The organism is Methyloligella solikamskensis (assembly GCF_042676065.1).
In the GTDB taxonomy this organism is placed as follows: domain Bacteria; phylum Pseudomonadota; class Alphaproteobacteria; order Rhizobiales; family Methyloligellaceae; genus Methyloligella; species Methyloligella solikamskensis.
Genome location: NZ_JBHTJO010000001.1, coordinates 1,347,940 through 1,363,340 on the forward strand (window position 1 = coordinate 1,347,940; position 15,401 = coordinate 1,363,340).

The following is a 15,401-nucleotide window of genomic DNA, read 5'->3' on the forward strand; positions in this document are numbered from 1 at the left end:
ATAGAAAGCTAAGCTGAGGATGCGGTGCGCGAGGGCTTATCGCTCGTCCGCGCCGTAGGGGCCGCAATAGGCATTGGCGAGAGCCTCTTCCGCGCCGGCGGCTTCGCTCTGACCCTGGAGCGGCGCGCGGATCACAGCGAGCCCCTCGAAGGTGGGGGAGCGCACCACGGCGACCTGGTCTGCCTCGACCGGGGCATCGACACCTTCTTCGATGACAGTCTGGTTCTCGGTGGCGATGATCAGATTGAACAGCGGCCGCACGAGATCCTCGGCGGTGACCGCATAGAAGTTCTCGCCCGACGGCGTGTAGAGGGCGACCACCCACAAACCGTTCTCGGTCGGCGTGATCAGCCGGACCGGACCATCCGACAGATCGAAGCGGCAGACCGCATAGCGGATGTCCGGCGCCATCATGGGCAGGACCTGCTCGCCGCTTTTCGTGCTCTCCAGGCGGACCATGGTGTTGGGCTCGCCGATCTTGCTTAGGCGCATCCATGCGGTCTCAGAGGACAGGTGCGGCAGGGCGAAGACGCCCAGGACATGGAGCAGACCGCTCAGCACCACGATCAGCAGCAGAAAATAGCCGAGATGTCTTAGCCGCATGACAGGCGCTCGATCTTGGGAAGGCGGTCGAGGTCGATCTTGCCGACGCCTTCGGGGTCGGTCTCGCCCGGATAATAGATACGCAGCATGAGGACCAGGGGCTGTTCCGCATCGTCGCCGGCGGGGAGCCAGTTTCCTGGCCGCGCGTGACGGGAAACGGCGAGCTCGTATGTGCCGTCGCCGCGGCGGATCATGCCTTCGCTATTGATGCTGTGGCGGTGGGACGGGTTCTCGATGAGATTGCCGTCGACATCATAAAGAGCGAGCGACCACCAGCGGGCATTCAGCGCGCCGCCTTCGAGCTTGTAGTCGCAATTTGCGGTGAGGGCGCTTCCGTTGCCGTCTTCCCGGGCCAGGAAATAGCGCACGGTGGTGGAGGCCAGCGGCAGGCGTCCGCTCTCGGCGAGATAGGCTTTCGTGTAGGGATCGGCGCTGGTGTGGCCTTCGCGGGGCCAACTTACCCAGGGGCCTTCACGCTCGGTGACGTAAGGCAGGCCGTGGCGGAGAACGAGGAGCGCCGAACCGAGGCCGAGAACGAGGGCGGCTGCGAAAGCCACGATGCCGAAAAGCAAGAAGCGCATGAGGCGAAGCCGATTCGAGGCTCTCTAGGATCGCGCAAACGGAAAGCCTGGCGCGTGGCTTGTCAAGGCTGAGGATGGGGCCGGAGGTGCGAAGCTGTGCGCACCCATCACGGAGAGGCGGTCTGCTGTTCGCTGCCCGCGCTGTTGTCGGCGCGGCGGCGGTCTTCCCGCGGGGTGCCGGCGGGAACGAGACCCGGGGCATCGGTGCGGTTGGAGCCGGGGGCGAGGCGGGGCGCACGCTGCAGCATGCTGCCGATCTCTTCCAGCAGACTCCGGGTCGCCGAGGGCATGGCCTTCAGGCTTTCGGGATTGGCGGTCGGGATGACGCTCGGCTCCATATCCGGCGAGCTGGCGAGACGCTGGCGCTCGGCCGCCTGGACGGGGTGGAGCGGCACGCCAGGGATCTGCGGGATGTTGTTGGTGTCGTGGGCCATGACGAGGAAGTTCTTCCAGGTCTCCGCCGGGAAGCTGCCGCCGGTGACCCGCGCCATGGGGGTGAAGTCGTCATTGCCGAGCCAGACGCCGACCACGTATTGGCCGGTGAAGCCCATGAACCAGGCGTCGCGATAGTTGGAGCTCGTGCCCGTCTTGCCGGCGCTATAGGTGTAGTCGAGCTGGGCGCGCCGCCCGGTGCCGGCCTGGACGACGGTGTGGAGCATGCTGTTGAGCTCCTCCACCTTCTCGCGCGGAAAGATCTGCTTGTGGGGCGGCTCGTCGCGCTCGTGAGAGTAGACGCGCTCGCCCGTGAGGGTCGAGATCTCCTCGATGCCGTAAGGCTTGATGTCCTTGCCACCGGAGGCGAAGACCGCATAGCCGCCCGTATGCTGAAGCGGGGTCATGCCCGTATCGCCTAGCGCCATGGAGCAGGTCTTGCGCAAGTGGGTGATGCCAATCTTGCGCATGTTGTCGAGCACCGTCTCCCGGTCGACTTCCAGGGAGAGCTTCACCGCCACGGTGTTGATGGATTTCGCCAGCGCCGTGCGCAGGGTCATGGCGCCGCGATAGCCGCCGGCATAGTTCTTCGGCGACCAGCGCCCGCAGCTCACATACCCGTCGCGGACGATGGAGTTCGGATTGTAGCCGTGCTCCAGGGCGGTCAGATAGACGTATGGTTTGAAGGACGAGCCGGGCTGGCGGTAGGCCTGGGTGGCGCGGTTGAACTGGCTTTCGCCGTAATCGTCGCCGCCGACAAGGGCCCGGACCGCACCGTCGGTCTCCATGGCGACCATGGCCGCGCCGTCGAAGCGGCGGGACCGGCTATAGCGGGACACGGTGTCTTTCACCGCCTTCTCGGCCATCTTCTGCAAAGAGACGTCGACAGTGGTGCGGGCGACCACGATGTGCTGGGACTTGCCCCGAAGCAGACGGCGGACCTCTTCGAAGGCGTAATCTAAGAACCAGTCCGGCGTATAGAAATCGCCGCGCTCCACGATCTGGGCCGGGTGATTGCGCGCGCCATAGACCTGGCCTTCGGTGAGATAGCCGGCCTCGACCATGTTGGTCAGCACCTCATTGGTGCGGGCGCGGGACAGGGCCAGGTTCACGTGGGGCGCATAGCGGGTCGGCGCCTTGAACATGCCGGCGAGCAAGGCCGACTCGGCGAGGTTCAGATCGCGCACGGACTTGTCGAAATAGTATTGGGCGGCCGCCTCCACGCCATAAGAGCCGCCGCCGAGATAGGCGCGGTCGAAATAGAGCTTCAGAAGCTCCTTCTTGGTGTAGTGGGCCTCGAGCCAGAAGGAGATGAAGAGCTCCTTGATCTTGCGCTCCAGGGAGCGCTCCGGCGACAGGAACATGTTCTTGGCGAGCTGCTGGGTCAGGGACGAGCCGCCCTGGACAACGGCGTTGGCGCGGGCGTTCTCCGCCATGGCGCGCAAGGTGCCCATGACGTCGATGCCGAAATGCTCGAAGAAGCGCCGGTCCTCGGTGGCGAGCGTCGCCTTGATCAGGGTGTCCGGGATTTCCTCAAGCGGCACGGAATCGTCGCGCAGCAGGCCGCGCTTACCGATCTCAGTGCCGTAGCGGTCGAGGAAGGTGACGCTGTATTCGTCGGACAGGTTGATCTTGCCGCGGGCGATATCGAAGGCGGGCAGGGCGAAGGCGGAGACGACGAGGAGCCCGCCGGTGGCAAGCGTCAGCCCATCGCAGGCGAGCTCGTTGAAGAACTTTAGCGGGCCCTTGACCTCGAACCGGCCGAAGAAGGTGGAGTAGGCGCTGCCCCAATCGCGAATGCGCATCCACGCGCCGTAGAGACCGGAATCGATCCAGGCGTCGATGGCGAGCCAGTCGATGAGCTTGCGGCGCTTATTGCCGCTGAAGAGGTCCCGCAAAGTTGCCCCCGGGATATTCGATCGAAGTTGCGCAACTTATAGCGAGATTGCGGCAGTTTGTTGGGATTTTTGCCGAGGCGGGACGGTCCGCTTTGCGCCGGTGCGCTGGATTAGTTCTCGGCCGGAAGCTCGGTGGCGAGGGAGGTGTCGTCGGGGCGCTCCGGGAAGGCCTCTTCCTCGGCGTCGGGATCGAAGCCCTTGTCTTCCATGCAGTTGATGAAGTCGCGCTCGGCGGAGCCAGGGCGCAGGCGGGAGAAGATCGAGAGCATGGATTTCATGCCGCTCTTGCGCGTCTGCTCCTCGCAGGCCGTCTTTGCCGCGGCAAGCGCCTGGGCACGGGTTTCCGGCGTTTCGGTGGAGATCTGGAATTCCTCCGTCGGCAGGTCCTTCTTGCTGCAGGCGGCGAGCGGAAGGGTGAATGCCAGGAGGAGGGCGATGAGGAGGGTGCGCATAGCGTGTGACATCGGGCCGTTGTCCGACCTTCTCAAGGACCAGGATACAGAGTGCACGCGAACTACCCCCGAGGACGCGATCATCCGCTAGCCCAGCCACGCGGTGACGGGCAAGCGTTATGACGCCACAGGAGGACTATTTCAGGGCGGAGGCGTGCCAGGAAGTCACAGGGGCGTGAAGCCCACATGTTTTGCTGCTGGAATTTGGGGCGCATTGCTTGGAAAAGCGGCACGGCGCAGTAGGGAGCTGCGCTAAGTGGGGCTAGACTTCAACCGATACCCATCGGGAGGAGAAGCCCAATGATCATTCAAAAACCAACGACGATCGGAAAAACCAAGACGATCCGGAAAACCGGACCTTGGACGCTGGCGCTGATCGCGGCGGGCGCGATGGCCTGGACGGCGCTCGGGAGCAATGCGGCGCACGCAGCCGAGCTATGTGCCGAAGGAGACGAGGCGGCGAAGATCGCCTGTCTCACCGAGACGGTGGCGGCCATGGAAGAAAAGATGGCTGAGATGAGCGAGGCGTTGGAGAAAAAGGCGGAGAAGCGCGATGCTGACGTGCCCGGTCAGGAGCCGGACGACGATCTGGTGCGCTTCGGCAGCGCCGTGATCATCCGCAATCAGGATATGCGCATCTTCCCGCGCTGCCTGGACAATCCCGGCCCCGACATGCCGAACCAGCTCGCGGTGGTCATGGCGACGTCATGCGCCCCGGCGGCCGGGCAGACCTGGCTTATCGGTCGACCTTATGTGGAGTCGGATCATCGGTAGTCTCGAGAGATCCCAACCGCCGGGAAGCGCCTGGTGGAAAGCTAGGTGAGCAAGCCTTCTTCCTTTAGCTTTTCGCCGATGCGATCTCTAATTTCCGGTCTCACTACAACCCCGCCGGTCACTTGGTTGACCAAGCGTTTGCGCTGCAACGTATCGCCGGTGGTGGGCACCGAACCAATCGGGCCATGAAGGTAGATCTTCTTCAGCGTGCCCTTTTCTCTTTCCGTCAGCTCGGGCCACACATCGTCAACATGCTGAAGTCGTTCCGCGTCACCGGGGACGCTAACCGATGGCGAGATTACTTGGTCGAGGTGAGTAAGTCCCTTTCGGACTACTTCACCGAAGGGCAGGCGAGATACGACCGCCTCGGTATGTTGCGGAGCTCTCCCCCAAAAGATCAAGAACATCGCCAACGTCATAAGCGGGCCAGCAATCAGCCAGGAGTCTGCCATGGCTGAAACAACAGCGATTAAGAGGGCAAGCCCAAGCGTAATACGATCTCGCGCGTGCTGCATGCCTCCTAAATTGACTCGGAGTAACAGACATCAGCAAGCTAACTTCGCTTGGGCTGATTATTGTTTGCGACTCTGGTCTCAACATTCTGGTCGTAGGGCAGCGCATCTAGCGCGTGCTACGTGTTTTGTCGCGGCAATCGGGCTTCAATCGTAATTAGGAATTTATTCCTTGACAGCGTGACGGTGGTTGGGTAGGGTTCAGCTATAACCCGACAGTTGCGGGTTGGGGATTGATCCTCAGACGGGCGAGCCGGTTTCGGTCTCGCCTTTTTTGTTTTCTGAAATCGTTGGATGCCGTGGAACGCGGTCGGCGCGCTGCGGGCCGCAATGCCGTCTGTGCTGTGTCGCCGGACGTGCGTGCCGCGGGCTAGCTCAGGACCTTGATCGCGTCGCCTTGCTTCACCGTGCCCTCGACGAGCACGGCGGCATAGAGCCCGGCAAAGCGACCTTGCGTCCGCGTCAGGTGGCGCAGGATCTCCGGCCTCTCTTCGCCGGTCTCGGGATCGAGGGTGATCATCTTGCAGCGCGGGTCTTGCTCCAGAATCGCGATCACGGCCTTGTCGCCGAGCTTGAGCTTTTTGCCGACGAGGTCGATCTCGCTAAACGGGGCGCCTGAGAGATCCGCATAGAGATTGGCGCGGAACTGGCGATGGTCGAGGGGGTCCTCGATCTCCTCGGCAAGCTGCGCGACGGTCTGCATGGAGAAGAGAGAAATCGGCCGGCAATCGGTGAAGGCGGTCTCCGAATATTGCACGGAGAGGTCTTCGCCATCCTTGCCGAGGCGCTCCTTCAGATGGGCGATGAAGGCCGGATCGGCGATCGGGAAGGTCTCGCCGTCCGGGGTCGTGACCTCGACCGAAAGAGAGGCGCGGTCCGCATAGAGCGGCTTCACGCCGGGCGCGATGGCCTCGGCGGCTTGGCGGTTGGACGGTTCGGCGGCGGCATCCGAATTCACGAAGCCGGGCTGGTAGAGGATCATCTCCTCCTGCTCGCGGCCCGTATGATAGGGGAAGCCGGGATCGGCCTTGGCGTTCTTCACCGCGTAGATGCGGTCGCCATAGAGGCCTGCGAAGCCGAGGAAGGCGTGGGGCAGGCTTTCGCCCCGCATGCTCTTTACCGGATAGCGCCAGACGCTATCGATCCGACCGATTTCCGACATTGACAGGTCTCCCCGTTTCGCGCAGGCGCCCCGTGCTGCGCCCGGATTCCACGATAGCGCCGAAGGATGGCTGGACCGATCGCAAAGTTGACGCATGGAGACGACCCGGAGGCCGAGCCCGATTGGGGGGCCATCGAACGGGCCTATGGGCACGACCCGCGCAAGCTGACGGAGATCGCAAGCGACTTCGGGGTGAGCCGGCAGAAGATCCAGGCGCGGGCGAAGAAGGAGCGCTGGCAGCGGGCGGGCGATGCACCGGGTTTCGATGAGCGCGATGCCGGGATCGACCCGGGCGATGTGGCGAAGGCGGAAGAGGCCAGCGGGGCGCGGCGGAAGCGCATGGTGGCGCGGCTGTTCAAGGCGCTGGAGGAGAAGATGACCCAGTTGGAGAAGCGGATTGCGCGGGGCGGCGATGGCGCGGGCGAAGAGAGTGCGGCGGATTCGGAGCGCGAGGCGCGGGCCCTGAGCGCGCTGGCCGGGCTCTACGCGAAGCTTGTGGAGCTGGACGAGGGGGCGAACGCGAAGGGAGCGGCGAAACGGCAAAGCGAGGCGGCGGGCGATGCGGACCAATTCCGCGACGATCTTGCGCGACGCCTTGAGCGACTCCATCAGGCGCGGGACGCTTAAGCGGTTTCTGGAGAGTTTGAGCGCCGGCGAGCTGCGCCGGCTGCATTACGACTGGCCGCTCTGGGCGCGGGAGGATCAGCTCGCGCCGGAGGCCGCCCAAGGGGGCGGGGACTGGACGACCTGGCTGATGCTGGGCGGGCGCGGGGCCGGCAAGACGCGGGCGGGCGCCGAATGGGTGCGGTCAATCGCGGAAGCGCCGCGCGGTGCTTTTCAGCCGCCGCCGCGCATCGCGCTGATCGGTGAGACGTTTGCGGATGCGCGAAGCGTGATGGTGGAAGGGGTGTCGGGGCTGCTGGCGGTGCACCCGCCGGAGACGCGGCCCCTGTTCGAGGCGTCCAAGCAGCGGGTGACCTGGCCCAACGGGGCGGTGGCGCAGCTCTTCTCGGCGGAGGATCCGGAGAGTTTGCGCGGGCCGCAATTCGACGCGGCCTGGGCGGACGAGCTCGCCAAGTGGCGGCGCCCGGAAGCGACCTGGGACATGCTGCAATTCGGATTGCGCCTTGGGGAGCGGCCGCGCCAGGTGGTGACGACGACGCCCCGGCCTTTGCCGCTGATCAAGGCGCTGTTGGCTGAGCCCAGCGTGGCGGTGACGCGGGTGGCGACGGCGGCGAACGCGGTCAATCTCGCGCCGAGGTTTCTGGAAGCGATCGTCGGGAAATATCGCGGCACGCGGCTGGGTCGGCAGGAGCTGATGGCGGAGCTTCTGGAGGACCGGCCGGATGCGCTGTGGCCACGGGCGCTGATCGAGGGCTTGCGTGTGGGCGAGGCGCCTGCGTTGCGCCGGATCGTGGTGGCGGGCGTGTCCGGCGATGGTCTCGGCTATGTGCTGAAGGACCGTACCGTGCAGGGCTTGAGCCCCGCCGGCTGGGCGAAGGCGGCTTTGGCTGCCTACCACGCGGTGGAGGCGGACTGCATCGTGGCGGAGGTGAACCAGGGCGGCGAGCTGGTGGAGGCTGTGTTGCGCCAAGTCGACCGGACGGTGCCCGTGCGGAGCGTGCGGGCGACGCGTGGGAAATTCTTACGGGCGGAGCCGGTGGCGGCGCTCTACGAGCAGGGCCGCGTTTTCCATGTCGGCAGCTTGGCCGAGCTGGAAGACGAGATGAGCGATTTTGGGCCGGACGGTTTGAGCGGCGGGCGCAGCCCCGACCGGGTTGATGCGCTGGTCTGGGCACTGACGGCGCTGATGCTGCAGGGCGGGGGCGAGCCCCGGGTGCGGGGGTTGTGAGGTTTACCTCTCCCCAATGGGAGAGGTCGAGCGCTTTAGCGCTGGGGTGAGGGGGATTAATGCTTGAGAGTCCGCCCCCTCACCCTAACCCTCTCCCGGCGGGGAGAGGGGATCACACTGTGCTGGCTATGACGCAGAATAGGATCGAGATGCCATCACGAATTCGGACAGGACTGGCGCGGATGCTAGGCCTCGGTGCGGCAAGTGCCACGCCCGAAGAAACTAAGGCGAGCCGGACGGCGCGGCTGATCGCGCTGTCGGCGTTCGGCCAGGCGGTGTGGAGCCCACGGGATCCTTCGAGCTTCGCCCGGGAAGGCTTCGCCAAGAACCCGATCGTCTATCGCTCGGTTCGGATGATCGCGGAAGCCGCCGCATCGGTGCCGCTCTATCTTTATGATGGCGACGATGAGGTGGACACCCATCCGCTGATCTCGCTGGTCGCGCGGCCCAACCAGGCGCAGAGCGCGCCGGAACTTCTGGAGGCGGCTTACGGCCATCTGCTTGTGGCGGGGAATGCGTATCTCGAAGCGGTGTCGGTCGGCGGCGAGCCGCGGGAGCTGCATGTGCTGCGGCCCGACCGGATGAAGATCGTGCCGGGGTCCGACGGCTGGCCTGAGGCCTACGACTACAGCGTGGGTGGCGAGACCGTTCGCTTCGTGCAGGATGTATCGGCCGGCGTGCGGCCGATCCTGCAACTGGCGCTGTTTCATCCGCTGAACGATCATTACGGGATGAGCCCGCTGGAGCCGGCCGCGGCCGCGGTCGACATCCACAACCAGGGCGCGGACTGGAACAAGGCGCTGCTGGACAATGCGGCGTGCCCGTCCGGCGCACTGGTCTATTCGGCCGCCGATGGGCAGCTGGCGCCCGAGCAATACGAGCGACTGAAGACCGAGCTCGAGGACAGCTTCTCGGGTGCGCGCAATGCCGGACGGCCGCTGCTGCTGGAAGGCGGGCTCGACTGGAAGGGCATGGGGTTCAGCCCCAAAGACATGGACTTCATTCAGGCGAAGCATCTGGCGGCGCGGGAGATCGCGCTAGCCTTGGGGGTGCCGCCCATGCTGCTGGGCATTCCCGGGGACAACACCTATTCGAACTATCAGGAGGCGAACCGCACCTTCTGGCGGCAGACCGTGCTGCCCCTGGTGAACCGGACGGCGAAGGCGCTTTCCGGTTGGCTGGGTGCCGGTTCCGAAGACGGGCTGGAGCTGCGGCCGGATCTCGATGCGGTGGAGGCGCTCTCGGTGGAGCGCGAGGCGCTGTGGGAGCGGGTGCGGGTTTCGGAGTTTCTGACCGTGAACGAGAAGCGGGCGGCGGTGGGCTACGGCCCGGTCGAGGGCGGCGATGTTTTGTGAGGGGTGAGCCGCCGCCCTTCGAGGGGCGCTAAAGCGCCCACCCCAGGGTGACGGCTCACTTGCAAGCGGCATCCTGAGGTGCGCGAAGCGCCTCGAAGGGTGGGCGCGAGGCCTGGTGTGCCGCTTGTGGAAAACGGCGGCGAGGCGGTGGAACGGGCCGTGGGCGTGGTAGCTTTCCCACGGGCTGAAACATGGGAGGGCTATGATGGCTGTGCAGGTGACACCCCCGACGAAGAACATGCTGTATTTCGCGATCGCGCTCGGGATTATCGCGATCCTTCTCTACATAATCGGCGTGTTGGGCTTCGTCGATGGCGGCTTCGGCTTCATCGGCCATTTCGCCTTCTGGATCTCCATGGCAGCGTTGGCATCGCTGGTTGCCGCGGTGACCATGAAGGGGATTTAGGGCTTCGTCGTTTGAGCGTCTCGGCCTGCACCCTTCGAGACGGCGCGTTCCGCGCCCCTCAGGGTGAGGAGCAAAACTGTACGGAGTTTCGCCTCCTGGTAAGGGCGAGCGAAGCTCGCGTCTCGAACCATGCGGCCACGGACTTGGCCGAGCCTTCGTAAGCAGGATCATTCGAGAAAATGAAAAGCACTGTCGTGCCGCTTGCGGCGCGGGAGGGTGTTGTCGCGCCTGCGCGCCTTCGGGATGTGCAGGCGGACGGGACCTTCTCCGGCTATGCCAGCCTGTTCGGGCGGATGGATCTCGGGCGCGACCTGGTGATGCCGGGCGCGTTTGCCGAGAGCCTGCGGTCCAAGGGCGCGCGGGGCATTAAGCTGCTGTTCCAGCACAATCCGGACGAGCCGATCGGCGTGTGGGTCGATGTCCGCGAGGATGCCCGCGGGCTCCTCGTGCATGGGCGCCTGTTGCCGGCGGTGGCGCGGGCGCGTGAGGTGCTGGAGCTGATGCGGGGCTCCGATGGCGGCTATCTCGTGCCGCCGGAAACGGAGGCGGCCGTGATCCGCGGGGTGAAGGAGATCTCGCCGATCCGCGCCATCGCGGGCAACCGCACGGTGAGCGCTTCCATCTACAAGAAGCCGTTCTCCATCACCGGCCCGGCGACGGGCTGGGTAGCGGAGACGGCGACGCGGCCGGAGACGAACTCGCCGACCTTGGACGAGCTCGCCTTCCCGACCATGGAGCTTTACGCCATGCCGTCTGCGACCCAGACGCTGCTGGACGACTCTGCGGTCAATATCGACGAGTGGCTGGCGGAGGAGATCCAGATCGCCTTCGCCGAGCAGGAAGGAACGGCGTTCGTGACCGGCGACGGCGATGCGAAGCCGCGGGGCTTCCTCGACTATACGCCGGTGGCGAACGGGTCCTGGGCCTGGGACAAGATCGGCTATATCGCGACGGGCAATGACGGGACATTCGACACGGCCAATCCGAGCGACGATCTGATCGACCTCGTCTACAGCCTGAAGTCCGGCTATCGCGCCAATGCCCATTGGGTGATGAACCGGGCGACCCAGGCCGTGATCCGCAAGTTCAAGGACGACGACGGCAACTATCTCTGGCACCCGGGCGAGAAGGCGGGGGCCTGGCCGACGCTGATGAACTATCCGATCGCCGAGAGCGAGGACATGCCGGATATCGGCTCGGACGAGTTCGCCATTGCCTTCGGCGACTTCAAGCGCGGCTATCTCGTGGTGGACCGGGCGGGGATCCGGGTGCTGCGCGATCCCTATTCGGCGAAGCCCTACGTGTTGTTCTACACGACCAAGCGTGTGGGCGGCGGCGTGCAGGATTTCGACGCGATCAAGCTTCTGAAGTTCGGCTCGAGCTAGGCGGGACCCAGTCTCTCAATCGTCATTGCCGGACTTGATCCGGCAATCCATTCCGTTTCGTTTCAGCTTGCACGGGTACGCCGGCGCGTGCTGACGCGTAACGGCGTGGACCCCCGGGTCAAGCCCGGGGGTGACGATGAGTGTGAGGCGATACCTGTTCTCAAGCTTCGAGGGCTGTTTCGCTGCCTCAGCACGCGGCCTCTCTTATTACGGAAAGCCTGGCCGGGCCGGCGGCCGTGTCGCGCTCCCTCCCACGTGATGCGGCCGCCACTTCTTTTCTAAGGATATCTGCATGGCACTTGCCCTGACATCGGGGCCGGCGGTGGAGCCGGTCAGCCTGGCCGAGGCCAAGGCTCACCTGCGCGTGGACGAAGATGCGGAGGATGACCTGATCTCCGCGTTGATCACTTCCGCGCGGAGCTGGGTCGAGCGGCAATATGGGCTGGCGCTGATCACGCAAGGCTGGTCGTTCTATCTCGACCGGGTGCCGGATGCAGGCGCGGTTGCGCTGCCGCTGGCCCCGCTGCAGAGTGTTGAGAGCGTCACGTTTCACGCCGGGGATGGCGGCACCTCAGAGCTCGACGCGGACGGTTATGCGTACGATGCGCTCTCCAATCCGGCGCGGCTGGTCTTCAAGAGTGTCAGCGGTGGGGCGTCCTTGCGCCGGCTCAACGGTATCGAGATCGCCTACACGTGCGGCTTTGGCGATGCGGCGGACGATGTGCCGGCGCCGATCCGCCAGGCGCTGCTGCTGCTCATCGCCCATTGGTTCGAGCGGCGCGAGCCGGTGCCGGCAGGCGGCGAGCCACCTGAGGTGCCGGCCATGGTCGCCGGGCTTCTGGCGCCTTATCGGCAGGTGCGGCTGTGAGCGGCGTATCGGCCGGAGCACTGCGCCATCGCCTGACTCTCGAAGAGCGGGTGAAGGTGGACGATGGCGGGGGCGGCTTTAGCGAGAGCTGGGACACGGTGACGACTCTGTGGGGCGCGATCCGTCCGGTGCGCGGCGACGAACAGCTGGTGGCCGGACGGCTCGCCGGAAATGTGAGTCATCTCATCACCTTGCGATATCGCGAGGGTGTGGTGCCGGAGATGCGTTTCCGCCAGGGGGACCGGCTCTTCGAGATCCACGCCGTGATCGATCCCGACGAGCGGAAATGCTGGCTACGCTGTTCTTGCGAGGAGCGAGGGCTTTAGAGGATGCGGAGCATCGGCGGCCTTTCCGGTCTCGAGGTATTGAAGAAGCGCCTGGAGATTGGTGCTGCGCCTGCCGATCTGCGTGCGGCGTGGCGCGGCCAGGCGATCGCCATCGCAGAAGAGGCGCGCCAAGCCTTGGAGCAGGAACATCCGGGCGGGACCGGTGCGCTTGCGCGCTCCGTCACGGTGACGGAGACGGGTGAGGAGGATGCGCCACGTTTCGGAATCGGAACGGCAAGCCCAGTCGGCCGTTACCTCGAATTCGGCACACGGCGAATGCGGGCCCAGCCCTGGCTGATCCCCGCCCTGCACAGGCATTTACCGGACGTTAAGCGGGCCGCCCAAAGGATTATCGGGCGGTTTCTAAGAAGCGATTCGTCGAAAGTTCGCTGAGAACGAGGCTTTTCAGACGCGCCTTCCGGGCCCATATAGAGCCTTAAGGGAGCAAGGAGACGGATATGGCTGAAAGCGCAGAATGGTCATTGCAGAGCGCGATTTACCAAGCGCTGGCCGGTTCGGCGGAGCTGACCGCACAGCTCGGCGGCTTGCGGGTTTACGATCACCCGCCGCAAGGCGCTGCTTATCCCTTCGTCACCATCGGTGAGAGCTCGGTGTTCGACTGGAGCACGGGCACGGAAGACGGTGCGGAGCATCTGGTCACCCTGCATGTCTGGTCGCGCTCTGGCGGGAAGCGCCAGGCTTATGCCCTGGTGGAGAGGATCCGCGAGCTGCTGAACGATCAGGCGTTCAGCCTGAACGATCATGCGTTGATCAATCTCCGCTATCAGTTTTCCGAGACGCGTCAGGACCCGGATGGGGAGACCTATCATGGGGTGGTGCGCTATCGCGCGGTGACGGAGCCGGCGGCGGCCGTGGCGGCCTAGCTCAAGACTTTAAGGTAATCGACGTTTCGACAAGGCGGCTTTCGAGCCGCCTTTTTTGTTGCCTGCGCTCCGGGTGATGCGAGCGAGAAGGGATCTCTGAATGACAGCGCAAAAGGGCAAGGACCTGCTGCTCAAGGTCGATACGGACGGGGCAGGAGATTTTACGACCGTGGCGGGGTTGCGGGCGCGCAGCCTCGCCTTCAACGCGGCGACTGTGGACGTCACGGATCAGGAATCGGCGGCACAATGGCGCGAGCTTCTGGACGGGGCGGGCATCAAGACCGCCCGCATCACAGGGAGCGGCATCTTCAAAGATGCGGAGTCCGACGAGACCCTGCGAGGATACTTCTTCGCCGGCACGATCCGGGACTGGCAGGTGATCGTGCCGGATTTCGGCACGGTCGAAGGCGCCTTCCAGATCTCCAGCCTGGACGACGCTTGGGATAGGTTTGCTGAGCGGGCTGGGTGGACTCGCCGTGGTTGCAATGAAGATTATTCAACAAAGACGCGAAATGAGGCAGTGGCTGCGCAGATATGGGCAATAATCGCTTAATATCGCGTCACCCTGCCGCATTTTCATTCTGATTTTTGCCCAATCGGACCTGTATCTCGCGCCTCACTCGAATCGAGTAACTCCCTAAAACAACAAATAGGAGTGTGTATGCGAGTCGTATTTCTCGCCTTGAGCCTTTTCATGCTCTCGGTTCAGCCGAGCTTGGCAGACATGCCGTTCGGCAAGAAGACCGCCGGTGTCGGCGGGTTCATGAAAGGGGCGCAGGCGCCCTGGCTCAAAAAGGCTGCCCGTGACGTCGGTACGAATCCGACCGGTTGGTCGCGACAGTGGTGCGGACGCTATATGCGTTCGGTCATGCCCAACCCGATCTCGTCCAACCGCGCCATCGATTGGCGCCATTATGGCAAGGGCCTTAAAGGTCCGAAGGTCGGCGCGGTGGCTGTGATGCCGCATCACGTCGGGATCGTGCAGTCTTACGATGCCAGCAGCGTGACCCTGGTTTCCGGCAATCATTCGGGAAGCCCGGGAGCGCGCAAAGTCGGCGTGGGACGCTATTCGCGTTCGCGCATCGTGGCCTATCGCTGGCCATAGTTTTCTAGCTCCGCGCCGCTTCAGGCGCTGAGATCTTTGAGCGGCTCCTTCGGGAGCCGTTTTCTTTTTGGGCGCCGTCTCGGGTCGAGGCGGCGTTTTTTTTGTGTCCGCATTCCAAGCGAAGGAGAGACCCATGAGCGCTCTTTTCAAGCTGCTGACCGCAGCCCCTCTGAAGGACTACCGCACCCAGGTGCTGGGCGGGCTGGTGTTCGCAACCGGCGTTGCCAACTGGCTGGTCGGCGATCTCACCCTGACGGAGCTGTTGCAGAATCTGCCGGCCATGGTCGGCGGGCTCGGGCTTTCCACCCTCGGCGCCAAGGTGAACGGCGTGAAGGATGTGGCGGCGCCGGCGCGCAAGGCCGCCAGGGCGAAATAAGCCGGCCACGAGCCGAGGAGGGGGCGGCCGAGAAGTAAAGAAAACCCTCGAACGCTATTCAGCCATGGTTCATGCTTGATGTCCTACCTTCGGGGGGAAGGTTGAACATTTGAGCTGATTCATGTGGCGTTTGTTGAGACATAGCATCGCCCCGCTGCTGTTCGGGGTGCTGGTGAGCCTTTGGGCCGGACCTGCGGCGGCGGAATGCCTGCCGTGGAGCGCGGCCGGGCCGGTGATCCAGAAGAACGGGCTGATTCCGGCCGGGCGGATCTATAACCAGATCCAGTCCAAGCATAAGGGCCAGATCATCAAGGCCACGCTCTGCCGGAACGGCAACAGCTTCCGGTACAAGTTCACGGTGCTGGGCGCCAAGGGCGACGTGAAGACCGTGTCCGTCGATGCCCGGACGGGGCGCTAGTCTCAAGCGAGG

Annotated in this window: 20 protein-coding genes; 14 read left to right on the forward strand and 6 right to left on the reverse strand. The window is 64.5% G+C overall.

The genetic code is table 11. The annotated features are described in order from the left end of the window. Window positions 1–36: 36 nt before the first annotated feature. The 4 genes from ACFQ2F_RS06575 to ACFQ2F_RS06590 all read right to left on the reverse strand — a co-directional run bounded on the left by ACFQ2F_RS06575 (window position 37) and on the right by ACFQ2F_RS06590 (window position 3,978). A complete protein-coding gene (locus ACFQ2F_RS06575; RefSeq protein WP_379087483.1) occupies window positions 37–603 on the reverse strand; it encodes a DUF1254 domain-containing protein in 567 nt (188 codons plus the stop codon). Further along, a complete protein-coding gene (locus ACFQ2F_RS06580) occupies window positions 594–1,184 on the reverse strand; it encodes a DUF1214 domain-containing protein (RefSeq protein WP_379087486.1) in 591 nt (196 codons plus the stop codon). The genes ACFQ2F_RS06575 and ACFQ2F_RS06580 overlap by 10 nt, the downstream gene beginning before the upstream one ends. A gap of 107 nt (window positions 1,185–1,291) precedes the next feature. Next, window positions 1,292–3,514, reverse strand: coding sequence for a transglycosylase domain-containing protein (locus ACFQ2F_RS06585; protein ID WP_379087489.1), 2,223 nt, complete (start codon window positions 3,512–3,514; stop codon window positions 1,292–1,294). 110 nt (window positions 3,515–3,624) lie between these two features. Continuing rightward, the gene (locus ACFQ2F_RS06590; protein WP_379087492.1) at window positions 3,625–3,978 is read right to left on the reverse strand and encodes a hypothetical protein; all 354 of its coding nucleotides are present in this window, start codon (window positions 3,976–3,978) and stop codon (window positions 3,625–3,627) included. A gap of 288 nt (window positions 3,979–4,266) precedes the next feature. On the opposite strand from ACFQ2F_RS06590, the gene ACFQ2F_RS06595 reads away from it, so the two are divergent. Beyond that, window positions 4,267–4,740, forward strand: coding sequence for a hypothetical protein (locus tag ACFQ2F_RS06595; protein ID WP_379087495.1), 474 nt, complete (start codon window positions 4,267–4,269; stop codon window positions 4,738–4,740). 41 nt (window positions 4,741–4,781) lie between these two features. On the opposite strand, the gene ACFQ2F_RS06600 is transcribed toward ACFQ2F_RS06595, so the two are convergent. Beyond that, a complete protein-coding gene (locus ACFQ2F_RS06600; RefSeq protein ID WP_379087498.1) occupies window positions 4,782–5,255 on the reverse strand; it encodes a hypothetical protein in 474 nt (157 codons plus the stop codon). 367 nt (window positions 5,256–5,622) lie between these two features. Continuing rightward, a complete protein-coding gene (locus ACFQ2F_RS06605; RefSeq protein WP_379087501.1) occupies window positions 5,623–6,414 on the reverse strand; it encodes an MOSC domain-containing protein in 792 nt (263 codons plus the stop codon). Window positions 6,415–6,480: 66 nt separating this feature from the next. Between ACFQ2F_RS06605 and ACFQ2F_RS06610 the strand changes: the two genes are divergently transcribed. From ACFQ2F_RS06610 to ACFQ2F_RS06670, 13 genes are all read left to right on the forward strand, one after another. After that, on the forward strand, window positions 6,481–7,041 hold the full coding sequence (locus ACFQ2F_RS06610) for a hypothetical protein (RefSeq protein ID WP_379087504.1): 561 nt from the start codon (window positions 6,481–6,483) through the stop codon (window positions 7,039–7,041). Next, on the forward strand, window positions 6,974–8,266 hold the full coding sequence (locus ACFQ2F_RS06615; RefSeq protein WP_379087507.1) for a DNA-packaging protein: 1,293 nt from the start codon (window positions 6,974–6,976) through the stop codon (window positions 8,264–8,266). The genes ACFQ2F_RS06610 and ACFQ2F_RS06615 overlap by 68 nt, the downstream gene beginning before the upstream one ends. A 149-nt stretch (window positions 8,267–8,415) precedes the next feature. Next, a complete protein-coding gene (locus ACFQ2F_RS06620; RefSeq protein WP_379087510.1) occupies window positions 8,416–9,621 on the forward strand; it encodes a phage portal protein in 1,206 nt (401 codons plus the stop codon). 205 nt (window positions 9,622–9,826) lie between these two features. Continuing rightward, on the forward strand, window positions 9,827–10,027 hold the full coding sequence (locus tag ACFQ2F_RS06625) for a hypothetical protein (protein ID WP_379087513.1): 201 nt from the start codon (window positions 9,827–9,829) through the stop codon (window positions 10,025–10,027). 179 nt (window positions 10,028–10,206) lie between these two features. Continuing rightward, on the forward strand, window positions 10,207–11,412 hold the full coding sequence (locus tag ACFQ2F_RS06630; RefSeq protein WP_379087516.1) for a phage major capsid protein: 1,206 nt from the start codon (window positions 10,207–10,209) through the stop codon (window positions 11,410–11,412). A gap of 292 nt (window positions 11,413–11,704) precedes the next feature. Continuing rightward, window positions 11,705–12,280, forward strand: a complete 576-nt coding sequence (locus ACFQ2F_RS06635) for a head-tail connector protein (RefSeq protein ID WP_379087520.1) — start codon at window positions 11,705–11,707, stop codon at window positions 12,278–12,280. Next, the gene (locus ACFQ2F_RS06640; RefSeq protein WP_379087523.1) at window positions 12,277–12,606 is read left to right on the forward strand and encodes a phage head closure protein; all 330 of its coding nucleotides are present in this window, start codon (window positions 12,277–12,279) and stop codon (window positions 12,604–12,606) included. The genes ACFQ2F_RS06635 and ACFQ2F_RS06640 overlap by 4 nt, the downstream gene beginning before the upstream one ends. Before the next feature lie 3 nt (window positions 12,607–12,609). Beyond that, a complete protein-coding gene (locus tag ACFQ2F_RS06645) occupies window positions 12,610–12,999 on the forward strand; it encodes a hypothetical protein (protein ID WP_379087526.1) in 390 nt (129 codons plus the stop codon). A 65-nt stretch (window positions 13,000–13,064) separates the two neighbouring features. Continuing rightward, on the forward strand, window positions 13,065–13,490 hold the full coding sequence (locus tag ACFQ2F_RS06650; protein WP_379087528.1) for a DUF3168 domain-containing protein: 426 nt from the start codon (window positions 13,065–13,067) through the stop codon (window positions 13,488–13,490). 100 nt (window positions 13,491–13,590) lie between these two features. Then, complete coding sequence (locus ACFQ2F_RS06655; protein WP_379087531.1) at window positions 13,591–14,043, forward strand: phage major tail protein, TP901-1 family; 453 nt, start codon at window positions 13,591–13,593, stop codon at window positions 14,041–14,043. 108 nt (window positions 14,044–14,151) lie between these two features. Beyond that, a complete protein-coding gene (locus ACFQ2F_RS06660) occupies window positions 14,152–14,595 on the forward strand; it encodes a hypothetical protein (RefSeq protein WP_379087534.1) in 444 nt (147 codons plus the stop codon). A gap of 133 nt (window positions 14,596–14,728) precedes the next feature. Next, window positions 14,729–14,971, forward strand: coding sequence for a hypothetical protein (locus ACFQ2F_RS06665; protein WP_379087537.1), 243 nt, complete (start codon window positions 14,729–14,731; stop codon window positions 14,969–14,971). Between the two features lie 121 nt (window positions 14,972–15,092). After that, on the forward strand, window positions 15,093–15,389 hold the full coding sequence (locus ACFQ2F_RS06670) for a PepSY domain-containing protein (protein WP_379087540.1): 297 nt from the start codon (window positions 15,093–15,095) through the stop codon (window positions 15,387–15,389). The last annotated feature ends 12 nt before the right edge of the window (window positions 15,390–15,401 follow it).